The sequence below is a fragment of the Actinospineispora spinosispora DSM 44797 genome, from assembly GCF_000429025.1.
Lineage (GTDB): Bacteria > Actinomycetota > Actinomycetes > Mycobacteriales > Pseudonocardiaceae > Pseudonocardia > Pseudonocardia spinosispora.
Genome location: NZ_AUBB01000034.1, coordinates 55,857 through 76,585 on the forward strand (window position 1 = coordinate 55,857; position 20,729 = coordinate 76,585).

16 protein-coding genes are annotated in these 20,729 nt (G+C 69.4%); 10 read left to right on the top strand and 6 right to left on the bottom strand.

Annotation, left to right across the window (positions count from 1 at the left end; genetic code table 11):
- The first annotated feature begins 53 nt into the window (after nt 1-53).
- Nucleotides 54-656, top strand: a complete 603-nt coding sequence (locus tag G406_RS0116930) for a class I SAM-dependent methyltransferase (RefSeq protein ID WP_028934745.1) — start codon at nt 54-56, stop codon at nt 654-656.
- Between the two features lie 58 nt (nt 657-714).
- Here the strand turns inward: G406_RS0116930 and G406_RS0116935 are convergent, their stop codons facing one another.
- A complete protein-coding gene (locus G406_RS0116935; RefSeq protein WP_028934746.1) occupies nt 715-2,028 on the bottom strand; it encodes a lipopolysaccharide biosynthesis protein in 1,314 nt (437 codons plus the stop codon).
- 172 nt (nt 2,029-2,200) lie between these two features.
- Between G406_RS0116935 and G406_RS47500 the strand changes: the two genes are divergently transcribed.
- The 3 genes from G406_RS47500 to G406_RS0116950 all read left to right on the top strand — a co-directional run bounded on the left by G406_RS47500 (nt 2,201) and on the right by G406_RS0116950 (nt 6,745).
- On the top strand, nt 2,201-3,241 hold the full coding sequence (locus tag G406_RS47500; RefSeq protein WP_156934945.1) for a glycosyltransferase family 2 protein: 1,041 nt from the start codon (nt 2,201-2,203) through the stop codon (nt 3,239-3,241).
- Nucleotides 3,238-4,434, top strand: a complete 1,197-nt coding sequence (locus G406_RS0116945) for a glycosyltransferase family 2 protein (RefSeq protein ID WP_051342224.1) — start codon at nt 3,238-3,240, stop codon at nt 4,432-4,434. The genes G406_RS47500 and G406_RS0116945 overlap by 4 nt, the downstream gene beginning before the upstream one ends.
- Nucleotides 4,435-4,618: 184 nt before the next feature.
- Nucleotides 4,619-6,745 carry a DUF6541 family protein gene (locus G406_RS0116950; protein WP_028934748.1) on the top strand — a complete coding sequence of 709 codons (2,127 nt, stop codon included), beginning with the start codon at nt 4,619-4,621 and terminating at the stop codon, nt 6,743-6,745.
- Between the two features lie 2 nt (nt 6,746-6,747).
- Here the strand turns inward: G406_RS0116950 and G406_RS0116955 are convergent, their stop codons facing one another.
- Nucleotides 6,748-7,266, bottom strand: coding sequence for a DUF3558 family protein (locus G406_RS0116955; protein ID WP_169736712.1), 519 nt, complete (start codon nt 7,264-7,266; stop codon nt 6,748-6,750).
- 314 nt (nt 7,267-7,580) lie between these two features.
- Between G406_RS0116955 and glf the strand changes: the two genes are divergently transcribed.
- The 3 genes from glf to G406_RS47505 all read left to right on the top strand — a co-directional run bounded on the left by glf (nt 7,581) and on the right by G406_RS47505 (nt 12,079).
- Nucleotides 7,581-8,783 carry a UDP-galactopyranose mutase gene (gene glf, locus G406_RS0116960; protein WP_051342225.1) on the top strand — a complete coding sequence of 401 codons (1,203 nt, stop codon included), beginning with the start codon at nt 7,581-7,583 and terminating at the stop codon, nt 8,781-8,783.
- Nucleotides 8,784-8,790: 7 nt separating this feature from the next.
- Complete coding sequence (locus G406_RS0116965; protein WP_084216134.1) at nt 8,791-10,821, top strand: glycosyltransferase; 2,031 nt, start codon at nt 8,791-8,793, stop codon at nt 10,819-10,821.
- Nucleotides 10,822-10,927: 106 nt separating this feature from the next.
- Nucleotides 10,928-12,079, top strand: a complete 1,152-nt coding sequence (locus tag G406_RS47505; protein WP_037077104.1) for an acyltransferase family protein — start codon at nt 10,928-10,930, stop codon at nt 12,077-12,079.
- Between the two features lie 164 nt (nt 12,080-12,243).
- Here the strand turns inward: G406_RS47505 and G406_RS0116975 are convergent, their stop codons facing one another.
- Complete coding sequence (locus G406_RS0116975; RefSeq protein WP_037077073.1) at nt 12,244-12,897, bottom strand: nitroreductase family protein; 654 nt, start codon at nt 12,895-12,897, stop codon at nt 12,244-12,246.
- 77 nt (nt 12,898-12,974) lie between these two features.
- Between G406_RS0116975 and G406_RS0116980 the strand changes: the two genes are divergently transcribed.
- Nucleotides 12,975-15,299 (top strand): FUSC family protein, encoded by a 2,325-nt coding sequence (locus tag G406_RS0116980; RefSeq protein ID WP_156934946.1) that lies wholly within the window; start codon nt 12,975-12,977, stop codon nt 15,297-15,299.
- Nucleotides 15,300-15,575: 276 nt separating this feature from the next.
- On the opposite strand, the gene dprE2 is transcribed toward G406_RS0116980, so the two are convergent.
- Both dprE2 and dprE1 read right to left on the bottom strand, forming a co-directional pair.
- On the bottom strand, nt 15,576-16,334 hold the full coding sequence (gene dprE2 / locus G406_RS0116985) for a decaprenylphospho-beta-D-erythro-pentofuranosid-2-ulose 2-reductase (RefSeq protein WP_028934754.1): 759 nt from the start codon (nt 16,332-16,334) through the stop codon (nt 15,576-15,578).
- A 2-nt stretch (nt 16,335-16,336) separates the two neighbouring features.
- Nucleotides 16,337-17,722 (bottom strand): decaprenylphosphoryl-beta-D-ribose oxidase, encoded by a 1,386-nt coding sequence (gene dprE1 / locus G406_RS0116990; RefSeq protein WP_028934755.1) that lies wholly within the window; start codon nt 17,720-17,722, stop codon nt 16,337-16,339.
- A 67-nt stretch (nt 17,723-17,789) separates the two neighbouring features.
- On the opposite strand from dprE1, the gene G406_RS0116995 reads away from it, so the two are divergent.
- Both G406_RS0116995 and G406_RS0117000 read left to right on the top strand, forming a co-directional pair.
- The gene (locus tag G406_RS0116995; protein WP_156934947.1) at nt 17,790-18,230 is read left to right on the top strand and encodes a GtrA family protein; all 441 of its coding nucleotides are present in this window, start codon (nt 17,790-17,792) and stop codon (nt 18,228-18,230) included.
- Nucleotides 18,231-18,330: 100 nt separating this feature from the next.
- The gene (locus G406_RS0117000) at nt 18,331-19,314 is read left to right on the top strand and encodes a hypothetical protein (RefSeq protein ID WP_028934757.1); all 984 of its coding nucleotides are present in this window, start codon (nt 18,331-18,333) and stop codon (nt 19,312-19,314) included.
- A gap of 42 nt (nt 19,315-19,356) precedes the next feature.
- On the opposite strand, the gene G406_RS0117005 is transcribed toward G406_RS0117000, so the two are convergent.
- Nucleotides 19,357-20,682 carry a UDP-glucose dehydrogenase family protein gene (locus tag G406_RS0117005; protein WP_028934758.1) on the bottom strand — a complete coding sequence of 442 codons (1,326 nt, stop codon included), beginning with the start codon at nt 20,680-20,682 and terminating at the stop codon, nt 19,357-19,359.
- Between the last annotated feature and the right edge of the window lie 47 nt (nt 20,683-20,729).

The window sequence follows — 20,729 nt, forward strand, 5'->3', positions numbered from 1 at the left end:
GCCATCTACATCTGAGCTGTTCACATCTGATCCTTCTACAGAGCGGTAGACGCGTGGCCGATGCCGAAAGCACCCTCGACGGTTCCTACACCGAGCGCCTGAACAAGTTCCAGGGCGCGCGCTGGAAGCAGCTGCTCAACGTCCAGGCGCCCTACCAGTGGAAGCTGCGCAAGCTGCTCGGCAACCGGGAGGTGCTCGACGTGGGCTGCGGCATCGGCCGCAACCTGGTCAGCCTCGGACCGGGCAGCGTCGGCGTCGACCACAACGAGCACTCGGTGAAGCACTGCCGCGACCTCGGCATGACCGCCTACACGCCGGACGAGTTCTTCGCGTCCAAGCACGGTGGACCCGGGTCGTTCAACGGGCTGCTCGCGGCGCACCTGGTCGAGCACCTCGACCGGGAGACCGCGCTGCAGGTCGTCGGTTCGTACCTGCCGTCGCTGCGCCCCGGTTCGACCGTCGTGGTGATCACGCCGCAGGAGCTGGGCTACGCCAGCGACGCCACGCACGTGCGGTTCTGCGGGTTCGACGAGGTCGCCGAGCTGTGCACGACGCTGGGCCTGACCGTGCGCTCGCACGAGTCGTTCCCGTTCCCGCGCGCCGCGGGCAAGGCGTTCAAGTACAACGAGTTCGTCACCGTCGCCCAAACCCCGTGAGTGCAAGACCAGGCCACACCTCGTGAGTGTTGAGTGTGGCTATAGCCACACTCAACACTCACGAGGTGAGCTGGGCCTCTGGGGTGGTTTCGGCGCTGGTGAGGGCTGAGCGCAGGCCCAGCAGCATCAGCACGGTCACCAGGGTCGGCGCCAGCACCTGCGCGGCGACCGCCGCCGCGAGCGGGCTGACCGGGGTGAACAGCACCGCGATGAACAGCACGGACGCGACCGTCCACGATGCCCCGGCGACCCGGTTGCGGCCCAGCGCCACGAGCGCCGGCTGTAGCACCGTCGCGGCCATCATCGCCACCGTGCTGATCCCGAGCAGCGCGGCGACCAGGCCGGACAGCTCGGTCGGCGCGTGGAAGAACACCTTCGACGCCCACGGCCCGAGCAGCCAGGCCAGCAGGATCCCGGGCAGCCCGACGGCGAGCACCGCGAGCAGCACGATCCGGATCTGGCGGCGCAGCGTCACGACGTCCCCGCGCTCGGCGGCCGCGGTCAGCGAGGGCAGCAGGAAAGCCTGCAGCGGACCGAACAGGAACACCGGGATGCGGGCCAGCATGAACAGCGCGGTGTAGCTGAACGCCAGCTCGGCGCCCGCCGGACCGACCCGGGAGGACAGCACTACGGGGCCCAGGTTCGCCACCGACAACGTCATCCCGGACGCCAGCGCCAGGAGGCTGACCGAACCCGCGAGCCGCCTCACCGGCACGCTGTGGTCCGCCGCCTCCGGCTGCACCAGCCGCCGCACCCCGGTACCACGCAGACCCGGCAGGACCAGCACGGCGGCGACCCCGCAACCCAGCGCGAAGGCGAACCCGAACCGGTCGGCGGTCGCCCAGCCGAACAGTGCGAGTGCGCAGCAGGGCAGCAGCCTGGCCAGGCCTTCGGCGGCGAGGCTCGCGCCGTACCAGCGGAACCGTCGCTGCCCGGCGAACAGGCCACGCAGCAGGTACACGGCGGCAGCGCCGAACACCGCGAGCACGGTCGCCGCGACCAGCGCCCAGTGCCCGCCGAACACGCGGGAGACGAGCAGCGGCGAGGCGAGCAACACGACGAGCGCGACCGCCACCCCGAGGCCAGCGCTCACCAGCGCCGCCGAACGCAACGCCGGAGCGGAGTCCCGGCCCACGGCCAGCTGCCCGCTCACCTCACGGTTGGTCTGCTGCTCGACGGCGATGAAGATGCCCGGCCCGACGATCGCGGTGAGCAGGTACATCGAGCTGACCGCCGCGGAGTCCACGACGTCCAGTGAATGGCCGGCGAGCGCGAGCGCGGCGTACGCGGCGGCCCCGACGATCGCCAGCCCCCCACCGACAGGTGCAACGGTGGCGACCTGTGCGCGCAGCTGTCCAGTCCGCGTGACCACGCGCCGAACCCTACGCTGGCACGTCATCCACCCGGCACGAACGTGGCTTTAGGGACGCTCAACGTCCCTAAAGCCACATTCGTGCCGCTTAGGTCGGCGGAGCCGTGCGGCTGAGGTCGGCGGGGCGGTGCCGGTGTCGGGTGGGGGTGACCGGGGCGACTATCCTGCGGCCGTGCTGATCGACGTGATGGTGCCGGCGTTCGGCGACGATGCCCTGGTACGCCACGCGATCATCAGCGTCCGCGAACAGAGTGACCCGCGCTGGCGCCTGACCATCATCGACGACGGCCCGGCGGCCGGCCGCGACGCCGGGCTGCGCCAGTGGCTCGACCTGATCGACGACCGGCGCATCCGGTATCACGCCAACGACGAGTGCCAGGGCATCAACCGCAACTTCCAACGCTGTGTCGACGCCAGCGAGGCCGACCTGGTGGTGCTGCTCGGCGCGGACGACCGGCTGCTGCCGGACTTCGTCAGCCGGGTGCTCACGATGTCGCGGCGCTACCCGGACGCGGCGTTCTTCCACACCGGCGCCCGGATCGTGGACAGCGAGGGCTCCCGGGTCGACCCGCTGGTCGACAAGGTCAAGCGCATCACGTCGATCCGGGCCACCACCGGCCCGCGCGAGGTCGGCGGTGAGCAGCTCGCCACGTCACTGCTGCGCGGCAACTGGATGTACTTCCCGAGCGTCGTGTTCCGTCGCCGGTGGCTGGTCGAGCACGGTTTCCGGCCCGGCTACGACGTCGTCCAGGACCTCGACCTGTACCTGCGGATCCTGCTCGCCGGCGGCCGCGTCGTGCTGTTCGACCGGCCCGGCATCGAGTACCGCAGGCACGCGGCGAGCGTGTCGTCCGCCGCCGCTGACGACGGGTCCCGGTTCGACGAGGAACGCCGCTTCTTCAGCCGCGCCGTCGCCGACATGACCGAGGCCGGCTGGCCCAAGGCGGCGGCCGCCGCCCGCCGGCACCTGACCTCCCGCCTGCACGCACTGCAGAAGATCCCCGGTCTCGCACTCGCGGGCAACCGGGACACCGCCCGCACCATGCTGAGCAACGCGTTGAGCCCGTTACGGCCCGCGTCCGCGCTCCCCGAGGTCGTGGCTGTGCCGTCCGAGACTTGGACGTTGCCGCCGTGGCCGGCCGATCTCGACGAATCCACGGGCGCTGACCCCCGACGCCCCAGCCACCCGAACCACGGAGCACCCGCCCGATGACATCGATCCAGGCGCCGCACGCGATTTCCGAGGTGCAGCCGGACCAGCTGATCGAGCTGACCGTCGTGCTGCCCTGTCTGAACGAGGCCGAGACTCTCGCGGTGTGCATCGACAAGGCACGCGAGTCGCTGCGCACGCTCGGTCTCGTCGGTGAGGTCGTGGTGGCCGACAACGGCTCCACCGACGGCTCGCAGGACATCGCGCTCGCGCACGGCGCCCGCGTCGTCGACGTGCCCCGCCGCGGCTACGGTGCCGCGCTCATGGCGGGCATCACCGAGGCGCGCGGCGAGTTCGTGCTGATGGCCGACGCCGACGACAGCTACGCGCTCGACGACCTCGGCCCGTTCGTCGAGGCGCTGCGGGACGGCTGCGACCTGGTCATGGGCAACCGGTTCCGCGGCGGTATCGCGGCAGGCGCCATGCCGTTCCTGCACCGCTACCTGGGCAACCCGGTGCTGTCGATGCTGGGCAGGCTCTTCTTCCACATCCCGGTCAAGGACTTCCACTGCGGCATCCGCGCGTTCCGCCGCGACCGCGTCATGGAACTGGGCCTGCGCACGTCCGGCATGGAGTTCGCCAGCGAGATGGTGGTCCGCGCGTCGCTGGCCGAGCTGAAGATGTGCGAGGTCCCGACGACGCTGCGCCCCGACGGCCGCAGCCGCTCGCCGCACCTGCGCACCTGGCGGGACGGGTGGCGCCACCTGCGCTTCCTGCTCGCGTTCAGCCCGCGCTGGCTGCTGTACTACCCGTCGCTCGCGCTGCAGGGCATCGGGCTGCTCGGGCTGATCTGGCTGGCCGTCGGCCCGCACACGGTCGGCGGCATCGGGTTCGGCCTGCACAGCATGCTGGCCTGCGCCACGATGTTCGTCCTCGGCGTGCAGGGCCTGGGCCTGGCCATGGTGGCCCGCTCCTACGCGGCCCATCTGGGGCTGTTGTCGCCCTCGTCCAGACTCATGCGGCTGGGGTCCAGATTCTCGCTGGAACGTGGCCTGGTCATGGGCGGGCTGCTGTTCCTGCTGGGCGCCGCCTGCTTCATCGTCGCGCTGACCAGCTGGGGCGCGAGCGGTTTCGGCGCCCTGGACGTCATCGACACGATGCGCGTCCCGATCATCGGCATGGTCCTGACGGTCACGGGCTTCCAGATGATCATCGTCAGCTTCACCCTGAGCCTCACCCGCATCGGCGAGGACTAAAACCCCGTGAGTGGCGAGTGGTCCTATAGGACCACTCGCCACTCACGGGTCTTGAGCTGCGACGACGGTTGGTTAAGGCGCGTTATTGCGGCCTTGGGGAGAGCTGCTCGGGGCCGCGGATAGTCTTCGGCCAGATCTCGGCGCGGAGGAGGCGAGTCACGTCAGCGGCACTGGAACTGTCGGTGTGCTCGCCGTCGCCGCCGCGACCGTGTACATCCCCGGGCTGGCGATCATGCTCGGCTTCGGCGTACGCCAGCGGCTGGTGCTGCTCGGCGCCGCCCCGGCCGCCTCGGTCGGCGTCGCGCTGATCGTCGCCAGCGCGTCGGCGCTGCTCGACGTGCGCTACGGACCGACACCGCTCGCCGTCGGCACCGTGCTGCTCGCGGTCGTCGGGTTCGGCGTCAACTGGCTGGTCCGTCGTCAGTTCGGGCCGCCAGCCGACCTGCCGCCGCCCAGGGCCAAACCGCTGCTGCCCCGGCTGACCGGCATCACCAGCATCCTCGCGCAGCTCTCCGGCCTGGTGTTCGTGCTGACCGGCGCCGGGCTCGCGCTGCGTGCCTGGACCTGGGGCATCGGCACCTGGAACACCTACAACCAGGACCACGACACGATCCTGGCGATGGTCCTGACGTCCTACATCCAGCGCACCGGGCGTGGCGCGCCCTGGCAGATCATGCCGGCGGACGTCGTCGTCGGACGGCCGACCGTGTACTACCCGGACGGCTTCCACCTGATGGCCGCCACGATCGCGGACGTCTTCGACGGCAACGCGGTCGTCGGCGTGAACGCCGCCGCAGCCATGCTGATCGGCGCCGCGTGGACGACGAGCGCCGCCGCGCTGGCCGCACTCGCCGTCCGCTGGCTGCGCGACGACCCGGGCTGGATGGCGCTCGCCGGTGGCGTCGCGGCGGTGGTCGCCGCCGGGCTGTACCGGCCGGGTGTCGTCATGGCCAGGGACAACGGCGTGCTGCCGAACGCGACCGCGCTCGTGCTCGTGCCCGGGGTGCTCGCCGCGCTGCTGCTGATCCGGCCGAAGTCGTGGAGCGGCGGTATGGCGGTCGGCGTCGCCTGCGCCGGCATCGTCGCCGTGCACCCGAGCGCGGGGCTGTCCGTCGGGCTGTCGGTCCTGCTGTTCTGGATCGCGCTGCTGTTCGTCCCGGACGGACGCGCGATGCTGCGCGCGCAGTGGTCGGTCCTGCTGGTCATCGTCGCATCCGCCGCCGCGGCGGGCGCCGGGGTGCTGCACGGAGCGTTGTCGGTCAGCTCGCGCATCGAGGCGTTCCCACCGGACACCGCGCACGTACCGTTTACCGCGGCGCTCGGCCACGTGGTCCCACTGATCTACGGCGGGATGTTCGACCGGAAGTCGCTGGTGCAGGTGTGGCCGACGGCGCTGTTGCTGATCGGGCTGGCCACCGCGCTGGTGCTGCGCAGGGCGGTTCCGGTGCTGGTCGCCTGGACCGGCTGGTTGATCATCGTGCTGCTCGCCTACCGCAACCCGACCGGAATCACCGCGCCGATCCTCGGCTTCTTCTACAACAGCGTCGGACGGCTGCAGAGCCACATCCAGCTGTTCGCGCCCGCACTCGCCGCGCTCGGTGCGTTCGGCCTGCTCGCCGCCCTGATCAAGGGTGTCGGCGCGATCCGGCTTCCCCGGACCGGACGGCTCGGCACCCGCGTCGCCGGCCTGGTCGGCGTGGCCGCGATGTTCCTGCTGACGGCGTTCTACATCGGCGGACCGGACAACAGGTACCTGCAGACCACGGCGGTCGCGCTGTCCGAGCGGTGGGCGCATCCGCTGCTGTACCGGGTCGACGACAAGGACCGTGCCGCCGCCGCCTGGCTGAGTTCGCGGGTCGCGCCGGGTGAGCGCATCATGAACAGCCCCAACGACGGTTCGACGTGGCTGTACGTGCACTACGGCCTGCCGATCGTGGAGGTGAGCACGCTCGGCGTCCCCGGGTTCCCCTACACCTGGGAGCTGATGAAGAGCTTCCGCTACCTCGACACCGACCCCGAGGTGCGCCGCCGCATCCTCGACCTGCACATCGGCTGGGTCTACGTCGACTCGGGCGCGCCGATCATCGGGGCGTTCGGCGCACCCGACGACTGGACCGGTGGCGGACTGATGACCACGGTCGCCGGGCTGGACGACCTCGGCGATACCCCCGGGCTGATCCTGGCGCACGTCGAGGGTGGCGTGCACATCTACAAGGTGGACCTGGACTACGTCCGCGGCCTGGACGACACCGGCGGGCAGCGTTCGGTCAGCGACCAGAGCATGACCTCGGGGTCACCCACGAACCCGTGAGCTCACCGGGTCAGCGAGCGCGGGTACCGCAGGTTCTCCAGTATCGCCCGCGTGACGGTGAGGGCACGCTGACAGGCCACGAACCGGGTGGTGCCGGGCCGGTCGGCGTACTGCACGTCCAGCATCTGCCGGTGCGACGCCTCGACGTAGACGTGACACCGTCCTTCGATGCCCGGGGTGAGGGAGTCACTCATGGTGACCGTGACGCCGTCCAGGTTCGCGGTCTGTGACGTCTGGTTGCTCGCCGGCACGGCGAACGGACTCAGGCTCGGCAGGGCGATCCGGGCGGTCCAGGTTCCCGGCCGCCCGGTCCAGGAGCATCCCGACCCGGTGAACGGGGTCGCCTCGGGCACCCCCGGTCCGAGCTGGTGGCTCCGCAGCTGGGCAGGGGTCAGCAGCTCGCACGGCGCGACCCGCTCCAGGGACCGGAGCGAGACGTACGAGCGCGCGGGTCCGGGCTCTGCGGTGGAGGCCGGGGTCGGCGCGGCGCACCCGGCCAACCCGGCCGCCATTCCGCACATCAGTGCTGCTCGTAGCCATCCGCCGACCATCAGTACCCCCGCCCCGGGAACTGCACCGGACCCAATGGTAAGACACCTGCGTGCGATGAGCGGCAAGTTTTGCGCGCCGGACGGTCGGTGGGTTCACGCACCGGCGGGGTACGTCACTCATGCACGACCGTGTGCGACACACCGTGACGAGGTGTGAGGCGTGAGGATCCGCGCCCAGCGGGCGTGCCGCATCCACCGATCGGGCGGCGGTTGGGGTGGCGGCTGCGGTAGGCGGTCGATGCCAACTTCGAGGTCGAAGGAGGGAGCCACTAACCTCGGGCAGCGTGGATGGGCAAACCGGCGGCGCAGTGAACACCTCGGATTTCGACCTGGTGGTGGTCGGATCCGGATTCTTCGGACTCACCATCGCCGAGCGGGCGGCGACCCAGCTCGGCAAGCGGGTGTTAGTGCTGGAGCGCCGCAACCACCTCGGCGGCAACGCGTACTCGGAGGCCGAGCCGGAGACCGGCATCGAGATCCACCGCTACGGCGCGCACCTGTTCCACACCTCGAACAAGCGGGTCTGGGACTACGTCAACCAGTTCACCGAGTTCACGAACTACCAGCATCGGGTGTTCGCGCGCGTCGCCGACCAGGTCTACGCGTTCCCGATGAACCTCGCCCTGATCAACTCGTTCTTCGGACGCTCGCACACCCCGGACGAGGCACGCACGCTCATCTCCGAGCAGGCCTCGGAGTTCGAGACGGCCGCCGCGGAGAACCTCGAGGAGAAGGCGATCTCGCTGATCGGGCGCCCGCTGTACGAGGCCTTCATCAAGGGCTACACGTTCAAGCAGTGGCAGACCGAGCCGAACGAGCTCGACCCGTCGATCATCACCCGGCTGCCGGTGCGCTACACGTTCAACAACCGGTACTTCAACGACACGTACGAGGGCCTGCCGGTCGACGGGTACACCGCGTGGCTGGAGAAGATGGCCGCCGACCCGAAGATCGAGGTCAAGACCAACGTCGACTTCTTCGACGTGCGTGACTCGCTGCCCGACGTGCCGATCGTCTACACCGGCCCGCTGGACCGCTACTTCGACTTCTCCGAGGGTGAGCTCGGCTGGCGCACACTGGACTTCGAGCAGGAAGTGCTCACCGACACCGGTGACTTCCAGGGCACCTCCGTCATGAACTACAACGACGCGGACGTGCCCTACACCCGTATCCACGAGTTCCGGCACTTCCACCCGGAGCGCGACTACCCGACTGACAAGACGGTGATCGTGCGGGAGTACTCGCGCTTCGCCGAGTCCGGCGACGAGCCGTACTACCCGATCAACACGCCCGACAACCGGACCAAGCTCGAGCGCTACCGCGAGCTGGCCCGCAAGGAGACCGTCAACCGCAAGGTGTTGTTCGGCGGTCGGTTGGGCACTTACCAGTACCTGGACATGCACATGGCGATCGGGTCGGCGCTGTCGATGTTCGACAACCGACTCTCGCCGTACTTCACCGACGCCGGCACACTCGTAGAGGACTGAGCACCTGATGACCGAGGTCGCGACCCCGAACGGAACCGCCACCCGCGCCAGCACGCCGAGGCGCCGCACGACCAAGGCCGCCACTCCCAAGTCCGGGACCCCGGAGGCCGAGGGCAAGCCGGCCGCGGGCAACGTGCAGTGGGACGGCCCCGGTTCGCTGCTGCAGCGGGTGATCCTGCCGCGCACCGGTGACCCGCTCGACGTCCGTGCGCTCTACCTGGACGAGGACGAGGGCAACCGCAAGCGCAGCACCGCCGAGAGCCGCACCCAGCTCAACATGGGCGCGGGCTCCGAGATCAGCTTCGCCAGCTACTTCAACGCGTTCCCGGCCAGCTACTGGCGGCGCTGGACGGTGCTGGAGAGCGTCGAGCTGCGCCTCGCGGTCGACAACGAGTGCCGCATCGACATCTACCGGTCCAAGGCCGACGGCACCCAGATCCACGTGCGCGGCGTCGTGCTCGGCTCGGACGCGTCCGGGCCCGGTGGCGTGCACCAGGGCCGGTTCGTGCTCGACCTGCAGCCCTTCGAGGACGGCGGCTGGTACTGGTTCGACCTGACCACCGATGACGAGCCGGTCACCCTGCTCGAAGCCGGCTGGTACTCCCCGGTCGACGCGCCCGGCCGGGCCAACGTGGGGATCGGCATCACCACGTTCAACCGTCCCGACGACTGCGCCGCCGCGCTCGTCGCGCTGGCCGAGGACCCGTTGGTCCTCGAGTCCATCGGCGTCATCAACGTGGCCGACCAGGGCAACCGCAAGGTCAAGGACGCGGACGCGTTCGCCGCCGCCGCGAAGGCGCTCGGCGACAAGCTGCGCATCCACGACCAGGGCAACCTGGGCGGGTCCGGCGGGTTCTCCCGGGGCATGCACGAGGTCCTGACCAACAGCGACTGCGACCAGGTCCTGCTGATGGACGACGACATCGTCATCGAGCCGGACTCGGTGCTGCGCGCGATCGCGTTCAGCCGCTTCTCCGAGCACCCGATGCTGGTCGGCGGGCAGATGCTGAACCTGCAGGCCCGCAGCCACCTGCACACCATGGGTGAGGTGGTGGACCGCCACAAGTTCAAGTGGGGCCCCGCGCCGCACGTCGAGCACGACCACGACTTCGCCGAGTACCCGCTGCGGGACAAGGACTCGAAGGACCTGCACCGGCGCATCGATGTCGACTACAACGGCTGGTGGATGTGCCTGATCCCGCGCACCATCGCGGAGAAGATGGGCCTGCCGCTGCCGCTGTTCATCAAGTGGGACGACACCGAGTACGGCCTGCGCGCGCAGGCCGCCGGGTTCCCGACCGCGACGCTGCCCGGCGTGGCGATCTGGCACATGCCCTGGTCGGACAAGGACGACGCGACCGACTGGCAGGCCTACTTCCACCTGCGCAACCGCCTCGTGGTCGCCGCGCTGCACAGCCCGTACCGCCGAGGTGGCGCGCTGATCCGGGACAGCCTGAAGAACACGCTCAAGCACCTGATGTCGCTGGAGTACTCCACGGTGGCACTGCAGGAGCTGGCCATGCAGGACTTCGCCGAGGGGCCGTCCGCGCTGTTCGAGCAGCTGCCGACCGCGCTCGGTGACGTCCGCAAGAAGCGCGGCGAGTTCCCCGACGGGCAGGTGCTGTCCTCGGCGAAGGAGCTGCCGCTGCCGTCGATGGACCGGGTGCGTGCCTCGCGGTTCCTCAAGCCGCCGACGAACCCGATCACCATCGGTGCCACGCTGATCAGCGGTCTGATCCACAACATCATGCCGGTGGAGACGCAGCACCACTCGCGTCCGCAGCTCAACGTGCCCGCGCAGGACGCGCGCTGGTTCCTGATGGCGCGGCTCGACGGCGCCACGGTGGCGACCTCGGACGGCCGGGGAGTCGCGTTCCGCAAGCGCGACCCGAAGGTCTTCTGGACGCTGCTGACCACCGCGGTGGGCAACCACCTGCGGCTGGCCCGCGAGTTCCCGCGCTACCGCCGCCTGTACCGCGACGCGCTGCCGGAGCTGACCGGTGAGAAGCGCTGGAGCCGGGTGTTCTCCGGCAGCTGAGCTTTTGACCTCACAAACAGAACGCTCCCCGCAGCCGCCTGACGAGTCGCACACCGACCTCGTGAGTGCTGAGTATGGCTACAGCCATACTCAGCATTCACGAGCCATGCCGACCACGCTGGCGAACGATCCGGGCGAAATCCGGTCCCTGACCGGGCTCCGCCTGTTCGCCGCCGCGTGGGTGGTGCTGTTCCACTTCCAGTTCACCCACGGCCAGCTCCTGGAACGGGTGCTGGCTCCCGGGTTCGCGTTCGTCACGACCGGCGCGATGGGCGTCGACCTGTTCTACGTCCTGAGCGGGTTCGTCATCGCGTTCACCTACCTGCCCCGCATCGGGGTGCGGTTCAGCTGGACGGCCAGCCGGAAGTTCATCTGGGCGCGGGTGTGCCGAATCTGGCCGGTGTACGCGGTCGTCACGATGGCGTTCGGCGGCTGGCTGCTGTTCAAGGCCTCCTACTGGGACCTGGCTGAACCGGCTTATCAGAACGTGCAGCCGACCGTGTCGGTCGGCGCGTGGCTGCAGCAGATGTTCATGGTGCAGATCTGGTGGCGGCCGTGGCACGACGGCGCGTCCTGGGTCGGGCCGGCCTGGTCGATCAGCGCGGAATGGCTCGCCTACGTGCTGTTCCCGGTGACGGCGCTGCTGTTCTGGCGGCTGCGGCACCTGCCGCGCTGGCTGCTGGGTGCGGTCGCGGTGCTGGTCATGGCGCCCGAGGCGTACCTGTGCTTCACCACGGGCAGCCCGTACTTCCCGTTCTCCTGGATGTCGCGGATCCTGACCGGGTTCACCGCCGGTGTGCTGGTGTACCTGGTGGTGCGGGACATCCCGCGCACCGACCGGGTGCGGAGGGTGGCGACCTGGTTGAGCTGGGTCGTGGTCGCGCTGATCCTCGGTGGGCTGGTGTTCGGCAACTGGCTCGGCGCCGCGCCGGAGGGGACCGAGCGCGGTGGTCTCGTGCTGGTGCTGTTCCCGCCGCTGGTGGGCGTGCTGGCGCTGGCCGGCTCCCGGGGGATCGGGCGCCTGTTCGCGACCCGCCTCGCGGTGCACGGCGGCCGGATCTCCTACAGCCTGTACCTGATCCACGTGCCGGTGTTCGAGGTGCTGTGGACGGCGATGGAACGCATCGGCGTCATGCACGACGACGGCACCCTGGCGACGGCGCTGACCCCGCTGGCGTTCGCGTTCGTCTTCGTCCTCGCCGACCTGCTGTACCGCCTGATCGAGGAACCGGCCCGCAGGGCCCTCCGCCGCCGCTGAGTCGAATTCGTCGCGGGGGTCTGCCGCGGCTTGTGTGCACCCGTGAGTGGCAAGTGGTCCTATAGCGCCACTCGGCACTCACGACGGAAAGGCTGTCGTGAGTGCCGAGTGGCGCTACGCCTTCGGCGCCGCTTCGCGGTAGGACCACTTGCCACTCACGGGTATTACCACCCGTTGACGTGCAGGACCTCGTCCAGCGGCTGGCGCTTGGCCGGACGGAACGTCTCGCCGGTGAAGTACGCGGTGGGCAGCAGGGCGGCCTGGTGCACCGTCTCCGGGATGCCGAGCAGCTCGCCGATCTCCCTCTCGAACTTCTGGTGCAGCGTCGTCCACGCCGAACCGAGACCGCGCGCCCGAGCAGCCAGCATGTAGCTCCACGCGGCCGGCACGATCGACCCCCACAGCCCGGACTGGTTCGCCGCGGGCAGCTCGGCACTACCCGAGTCGATGCACGGGATCACCAGCACCGGCACCTTGCCCATCACCCCCGCGAGGTAGCTCGCGCTGTCCCCGACCCTCTCCTGGACCGCGGCACGCTCCGGGTCGTCGGCGTAGAGGTTGCCGGCGGCGCTCTTGGACTCCGCGTACTCGGCGAACGAGCGGCCGTAGTAGTCGCCGATCGTGGCACGCTGCTCGGCGTCGGTGACCACCACGAAGTGCCAGTGCTGCCGGTTCGACGCGCTCGGCGACTGCAGCGCGATCTCGACGCACTCCTTGACCAGCTCGAGCGGCACCGGCCGGTCCAGGTCGAGGCGCTTACGGACCGAGCGGGTGGTGGTGAGCAGCTCGTCCGGGGTCAGGTTCAGTGTTTCGCTCATGGTCCGATCCTTCCGTGCGCAACCGGACGCCGCCGCGGGGCCTCGCTAATCGGGCGGACCGCTCTACGATGACGCAGGTGATCGTCCGTTGGCTCGCCTCGCTCGCCGACCGGTTCTTCGCCTCGGACCACGGGATGGTCAGGTTCCGGTACGCCGCGCAGGCGGTGCTGTCCGTCGTGCTCGCGGTCGGGGTGCTCGCGCCGATGGGCCTCCCGTCCACGGAGCTGTTGTTCGGCGCCGTCGCCGCCATGGTCTGCTCGACGTCGATGCGGACCGGCACGGTCGGGCAGCGAGCGGTCAACATCTTGATCTTCGGGCCGGTCATGGCACTGTCGCTGACGGTGGCGACCCTGCTGACGCCGTACCCGATCGTCGGCGACGCGGTGTTCGTCCTGGTCATGTTCACCGCCGTGTACGTCCGCCGGTTCGACCAGCTCGGCAACAGCCTGGGCATGGGCGCGTTCATGGCGTTCTTCTTCGCGATGTTCCTCAAGGCCGCCCCGGCGCAGCTGCCGCTCATGTACTTCGCCGTGCTCGTCGGGTTGCTCTCCTGTTCGATCTCCGCGCTGCTGGTGTTCCGGGAGACCCCGGCGAGCGTGCTGCGCCGCACCACCGGGTCGATCCGCGCCCAGGTCGCCCGGCTCATCGAGGAGCTGGCGAAGCTGCTCGACGACGGCGAACCGTTGCCGGAGAGCGACGAGCTGCCGCACGGGGTGGCCCGGCAGGCGAGCCTGATGCATCAGACGACGCTGCAGATCGAGGACTATGCGGACCTGCTCGGGCTGGATCCGCAGTGGCAGCGTCAGCTGGTGGACGCCGAGCTGTCCGCCGACCGGCTGGCCCGCTCCACGGTGCGTGCGCTCGGCGACGGCCTCGACGCCGCGACCAGGGCGGATCTCGCGGAGGACATGCGCGGGCTGCACCGTTTCGTCGACCGGAACCCGACCGCCGCGCTCACCTTGGACGTCGACGAGCTGCTGAACCGCATCGCCCGCTACGACATCCGGGGTGACGCCGGTCAGCTCGCCACCAAACCGGAGCACCACACGCTGCTGGTCCGCCGCGCCATTCGGGAGCTGCTGCTGTCGGTCGTGCAGATGCGCCAGACCACGACGCGGGTGCTGTCCGAGCCGCCGGTCGCCCGCAAGCCCGGTGAGGTGTCGGAGCGCGAGCCGACCCTGGAGGACGCCGACGACCTGGTCGCGGATGTCGAGCGGGACGCGGCGTCGCCGACCGGGCCGGACGCCCGGCTGGACGTCGGGCCGGACGGGAAGCTCCTGGTCCCGGAGGACGACAAGCCGTCCGAGGCGGCCTCGCACCACCACGAGATCGGTGCGTCCACCCGCAGCGCGATCCAGGCGGCGATCGGCGGCGCGCTCGCCATCATGGGCGGCGAGCTGCTGTCCGACCAGCGCTGGTACTGGGCGGTGATCGCCGGGTTCATCGTGTTCGCCGGGACGACCTCGCGCGGTGACCTGCTGGTGAAGGGGTGGCGGCGGGTCTGGGGCACGCTGCTCGGCATCATCGCGGGCACCGTGCTGGCGACGCTGCTGGCTGGGAACAAGCCGGTCAACCTGGTGCTGCTGCTGATCTGCATCTTCCTGGCGTTCTACTCGCTGCGCGTGTCGTACGGGATGATGACGTTTTTCATCACGGTCATGCTCGGCATGCTGTACGACATCCTCGGGACGTTCACCCCGGACCTGCTGCTGCTGCGACTCGAGGAGACCGCGATCGGCGTGGGTAGCTCGGCGATCGCCGCGATGCTCGTGTTGCCGACCCGCACCAGGTCGACCGTGCTCACCGAGCTGCACGACTACTTCATCGCGCTGCACGATCAGCTGCGCGACGCGGAACGGCTACTGGTCCACGCCGACCGGGTGTCGGTCATCGCCGCGACCCGCGAGGTGGACCGCGCGGCGACGGACGTCCGGACCGCGATCGCGCCGATGCTGCACCGGCTGAGCCCGTCGCGGGTGCGGCGAGGTCACGCGACGCGCCTGCTGACGCTGACCGAGGAGTCCTCCCTGGCGGCCCGCAACCTGGCCCGTGCGGCCGAGCCTGGCGCGCTGGCCGAGCTACCGGCCGCCGGTGAGACGCTGGACCGGATGATCGCCAACACCGAGGTACTGCTTGCCGCGACCGGCACCCCACCCGCGACGGCGAAGCTGGTCAGCGGTCCCGCACTGGCGCCGACGGTGGACGTGCGGGCACTGGCCGAGGCGAACGCGGGCGGCGGCGAGCCGAGCCGCATCACGGTCCTGCACCTGCGCCGGACCATCAACTCCCTGGACCGCCTCGACAAGCTCCTCCTGGGCATGGCAGCCCCTCTGGCCCAAACCATCAGCGTCCCGCGCCACCAGCCACCCGCACAATCCAGCAACTCGCCCCGCGAAATCTAGCGACTCGCGCAACAACGGCAAACCCAACGACAGCAAACCCAACGACAGCTGAGCCGGCTCCGCCAGTCTCCGAAGGAGTTCCGGCGAAGGCCGGCGTAGTGGATGTCCGCAGCCAACGTCCTCGGCTGCCAGGGCGGCTCCCAGGGTGGGCACAACCGCGCGGTTGGGCGAGTCCCCGAGCCTTTTTTTCTGGGAGTACCCCAGCGAGCGTTTACGCGAGCCGGGGTGGTCACAGAAAAATATCGCGCGGAACAGGCCCAACAAGAACAGGCCCAACTAGATGGGCAGGCGGCGCAGGATTGCCCTGGGAATGTGCCGTAGCACCATCATGACCAGGCGGAACGGGGCCGGGGCCCAGACCAGGTCGCGGCGGTTGCGTACCGCGTCGGCGACCACGTCGGCCACCTGGGGTGCGGTGACCGCGAGCGGCGCGGGGGACATGCCCTCGGTCATCTTGGTCTTGACGAAACCGGGGCGGACCACGGTGACCTGCACCCCGGACGGGCGCAGCGCTTCGCCGAGACCCAGGTAGAAGCCATCCATGCCGGCCTTGGTCGAGCCGTACACGAAGTTGGACCGCCGCACCTGCTCACCGGCGACCGAGGACAGCGCGACGATCGAACCGTGCCCCTGCTCGCGGAACCGCGCCGCCAGCGCGACACCGCAGGACACCGCAGCCGTGTAGTTGACGGTGGCGAGCTCGACCGCGATGTCGACCGACTGCCAGGCCTGCTCGGCGTCACCGAGCAGCCCGAACGCGACGACCGCGATGTCGATGTCACCGCCGGCGAAGGCCTTGCCGATGACCTCGGCGTGCGAGCCGGTGTCGGTTGCGGAGAAGGCATGAGTCTCGACGGCACAGCCGGACTGCTCCAGCGACGCCACCGCCTCGGTCAGACGAGGGGACGGACGGGCCGCGAGGACCACCCGCAGCGGGCGACCACCCTTGGCGAACCGGCGCACGATCGCCAACCCGATCTCGGATGTGCCGCCGAGCACCAGTACGGACTGCGGGTTACCCACAGCGTCGATCATGTCTAAACCAGCTCCAGCCGTCGTGCGAGGTCGGATGTGAACACCCCGGTCGGGTCGGCGGCGCGGCGCACCGCCTGCCACTCGGCCAGGTGGGGGTAACCGCGGCGGATCGCCTCCGGCGAGGTGCGGGACTCCTTGGCCAGGTAGTGCCTGCCGCCGGCGTCGAGCACCAGCTCGTCCAGCGCGGTGCACAGCTCGCTCAGCCCCGCGGCGATGGGGAAGTCGACCGTGATGGTCCAGCCCGGCATCGGAAAGGACAGCGGCGCGCCGTTGCCGGGGCCGAAACGCTTGAACACGTTGAGGCCCGACGAGTGGTCGGACGCGGCGATCATCTCCACGATGCGGCGCAGCGTGTCCTCGGCGCCCATCGGGATGACGAACTGGTACTGCAGGAAACCGCGCTTGCCGTACACCCGGTTCCAGTCGCCGAACATGTCGAGGACCTGGTAGAACGCGGTGATGTTCTGCACCGCGTCGCGCTGCCGGGCCGGTGCCTTGCGCCACCACAGCTCGCTGAACGCCCGCAGCGTCCAGCGATTCGCCAGGCCGTTGGGGAAGACATCGGGGAAGCGCAGCAGCTGCGGTGCGTCGAACTTCAGCGGGTTGCCGCGCAGCTTCGCGGGCAGCTCGTCGCGCTTCGCCAGCGAGCCGCGGGTCAGGACCGAACGACCGAGCGAGGGGCCGGTCGTCGTCGTGTCGAACCAGGCCGCCGAGTAGGTGTAGTCGTCGTCCGAGCCGTCGGTGAGTAGCGTCAGCAGCCCGTCCAGGTCGTCGGTGCGATCGGTGTCGACCACGAAGTACGCGGACTCGGTGTGCTTCAGCTCGACCGTCGCGCGCAGCACGATCCCGGTCAGGCCCATGCCGCCGACGGTGGCCCAGAACAGCGCGCTGTCCGGGCCTTCCGGGGTGAGCGTGCGCGCCGTGCCGTCGGCCATCGCCAGGTCCAGCGACCTGACGTGGCTGCCGAAGCTGCCCGCGCTGTGGTGGTTCTTGCCGTGGATGTCCGAGGCGATCGCGCCGCCGATCGTGACCTGGCGGGTGCCGGGCAGCACCGGGACCCACAGCCCGAACGGCAGCGCCGCGCGCATCAGGGTGTCCAGCGAGACCCCGGCGTCCAGCACGACGAGGCCGGAGTCGGCGTCGATCGAGTGGATGCGGGCCATGCCGGTCATGTCGAGGACCAGACCGCCGGCGTTCTGCGCGGGCTCGCCGTAGGAGCTGCCGAGGCCACGGGCGGTGATGCCGCGCGGGCCGGGGTTACGCAGTGCGTCGAGGACGTCCGACTCGCTGCTGATCGGGGCCACCCATGCGGTGGTCGGCGCGGTCCGACCGAAGCCGGTGAGGCTGCGCTGTTCGGTCCGCTGCTGGATCTCTGAGGCTGGCGACATCGCAGGCCAGCGTACTCAGCGGTGCCCAAGTGACAGCGGGCGCCCAGACTCACATACCCTGGTCTGCGTGGACGTGAGCCCGGCTATCACCCCCCGGACGGAGTACCGTTCGGGGCTCCTGAGCCAACTCAGTCGCTTTGTGCTGGTCGGCGGCCTCTCAGCGGTCGTCGACTACGGCCTCTACCAGATCATGCTGCACCTCGACATGCAGCACAGCGTGGCCAAGACGATCAGCTTCATCTGCGGCACCACGACGGCGTACCTGCTGAACAAGCGGTTCACCTTCGACCCGGCGTCCTCCAGCGGCGCCTCCCGGCTCGCCGGCTTCGTGCTGCTCTACGGCACGACGTTGCTGGTCAACGTAGGTATGAACGCGCTGGCCCTGAAGATCCTGCCGAACGGCATGCCGTTCGAGGTGACCATCTGCTGGGTGATCGCCCAGGGCACCTCAACCTGCATCAACTTCCTGGTCCTGAGAACAGTAATCTTCCGCGCCAAAACCTCGTGAGTGTTGAGTATGGCTATAGCCATACTCAACACTCACGAGTTGTCCACAGGGCTGTGGATGGGCGTTTGCACAGGTACCCGCCTCGCGCAATCGTGGAGGCATGGCTGAACAGCGGCGTCTCATTCCGGTCCAGGTTCCGACCGCACGTCACGATGAGTGGCGTCGACTGTTGGTCGCGCAGCACGGCGTGATCGCGGTCGACCAACTGCGGTCCTTCTCCATCGGACGTAATGCGATCACGGCGAACCTGCACGCCGGGCGATGGCAGCAGGTGATGCCTCGCGTCTATGCGACCTTCACCGGCCCCTTGCCCCGAGACGCGCTGGTTGCTGCCGCACTGTGTTACGGCGGCCCGGATTCGATCCTGAGCCATCAGACGGCAGCGGAGCGCTGGGGGATGGTTCGGGCTGTCGAAGGCCCGGTGCACGTGACGGTCCCATATCACCGCTCGGCGGTGTCCCAGCCGGCGCTGGTCGTCGTACATCGGTCCCGAGCGATCCGACACATCGTGGTGGAAACGGAACCGCCGTTGACCAGCCGCGCGGACACCGTGATCGACGTGGCAGTCGCCGAATTGAGCGAACGGGCCGCGATGAAACAGCTGACAGCACTGATCACCAATCGCGCGGCGGCGACGGTCCAGGTCCGTACGCAGCTGGAGCTGAGGCCGCCTCCGCGATACAGGGCGGCGCTGCTGCAGGCCCTCGATCGCATGGAGCAGGGTGTTCAGTCACCGTTGGAGGAGCTGTTCGCGGTGGATGTCGAGATCGCGCACGGGATACCGAGTGCCCGTCGCCAGGAGCCGTTCATAGTCGACGGCAGAAGACTGATCGAGGATGCGGTCTACGACCACATGGGCATCCCGTTGACGGTGCGGCTCGACGGGTCCACGCACCTGCTGCCTGAAGTAGCGCTGCGGGACCGCCGTCGTGGCAATGCCGCGGCGCTGGCCGGAAGAACGTGCCTGGTGTTCGGCTGGGATGAACTCACGGAAAACCCCTGCAGGTACAGCGCAGAGGTGGCGAAGGCGCTGTGGGGCTTCGGCTGGCACGGCCCCTTACGCACGTGCCCCAGATGCTCGTGAGTGTTGAGTATGGCTATAGCCATACTCAACACTCACGAGGGGTTAGCGGCAGCCGACTCCTACCCAGGAGAAGCCTGCTCGGCGCAGGACGTCCGGGTCCAGGAGGTTGCGGGTGTCGACCACCGTGCGTCGGCTTGCGACCTTCGCCATGGCCTTCCAGTCGAGGGCGCGGAACTCGGGCCACTCGGTGAGGACGGTGATCGCGTCGGCGTCCTTCGCGGCGGTCATCGGGTCATCTGTGACCGTGATGCCGTCGGTGACACCGGCGACGCCGGTCTGGCAGCCGGGGTCGAACGCGGTCAGCTCAGCACCCTCGGCGCGCAGCGCGGCGGCCACGGTCAGCGCCGGGGAGTCACGCAGGTCGTCGGTGCCGGCCTTGAACGTCAGACCGAGCAGCCCGATCCGCTTGCCGGACAGGGAGCCGCCGCAGGCCGCGCGCACCTTGTCGACCATCCGGGCCGCCTGCCGGTTGTTGGTCTCCAGCGACGCGTTGAGCAGCGGGAAGTCGAACCCGGCCGCCGCCGAGATCTGGACCAGCGCGTTCGTGTCCTTGGGCAGGCACGACCCGCCCCAGCCGGGTCCTGGCTTCAGGAACGCCTGACCGATGCGCTTGTCGTAGCCCATACCTTCGGTGACCTCGTGCACGTCGGCGCCGAGGCGCTCGCACAGCTCGGCCATGGCGTTGACGTAGGACAGCTTCATCGCCAGGAAGCAGTTGGCCGCGTACTTGACCATCTCGGAGCTCGCCGCATCGGTCAGCAGTGTGGGCGCGCCGAGCCGGGAGTACAGCGCGGCGACCTTCTCCGCGGCGTCCTGCTGGTCGCAGCCGACGACGATGCGGTCCGGGTTGAGGAAGTCGTGCACGGCGGAGCCCTCACGCAGGAACTCCGGGTTGCTCACCACCGCGACGTCACGACGGCCGAGCAGCTGCTTGGTCCGCGCCGCCGTACCGACGGGCACGGTCGACTTGTTGACCACGACGCAGTTGCGCGGCAGCAGGTCCCTGACCTCCTGCGCGACGGCCTCGACAGCGGCCAGGTCGGCGGCGCCGCCGGCACCCATCGGCGTCGGGACGCACAGGAAGACGACCTCGACGGGGTTGTCCTCGGACTCGGTGTCATCGGCGTTGGGGTTGGCGATCGCATCGCGCGCACCGACGACGAACTTCAGCCGGCCGGCCGCCATGCCTTCGGTGACCAGTTCGGTCAGCCCGGGCTCGAGGATCGGGATGGTGCCCGCCTTGAGCTTGTTGATCTTTTCTTCGTCGACGTCGGCGCACACCACCTGGTGGCCGAGTGACGCGAGACAGGCGCCGGTGGTCAGACCCACGTATCCGGTGCCGATGACGGCGATCCGACGAACAAACATCGTGCTCCTGGGGAGTGTTAGGAGTGTGGAGTTGGTGCTGTGACTTG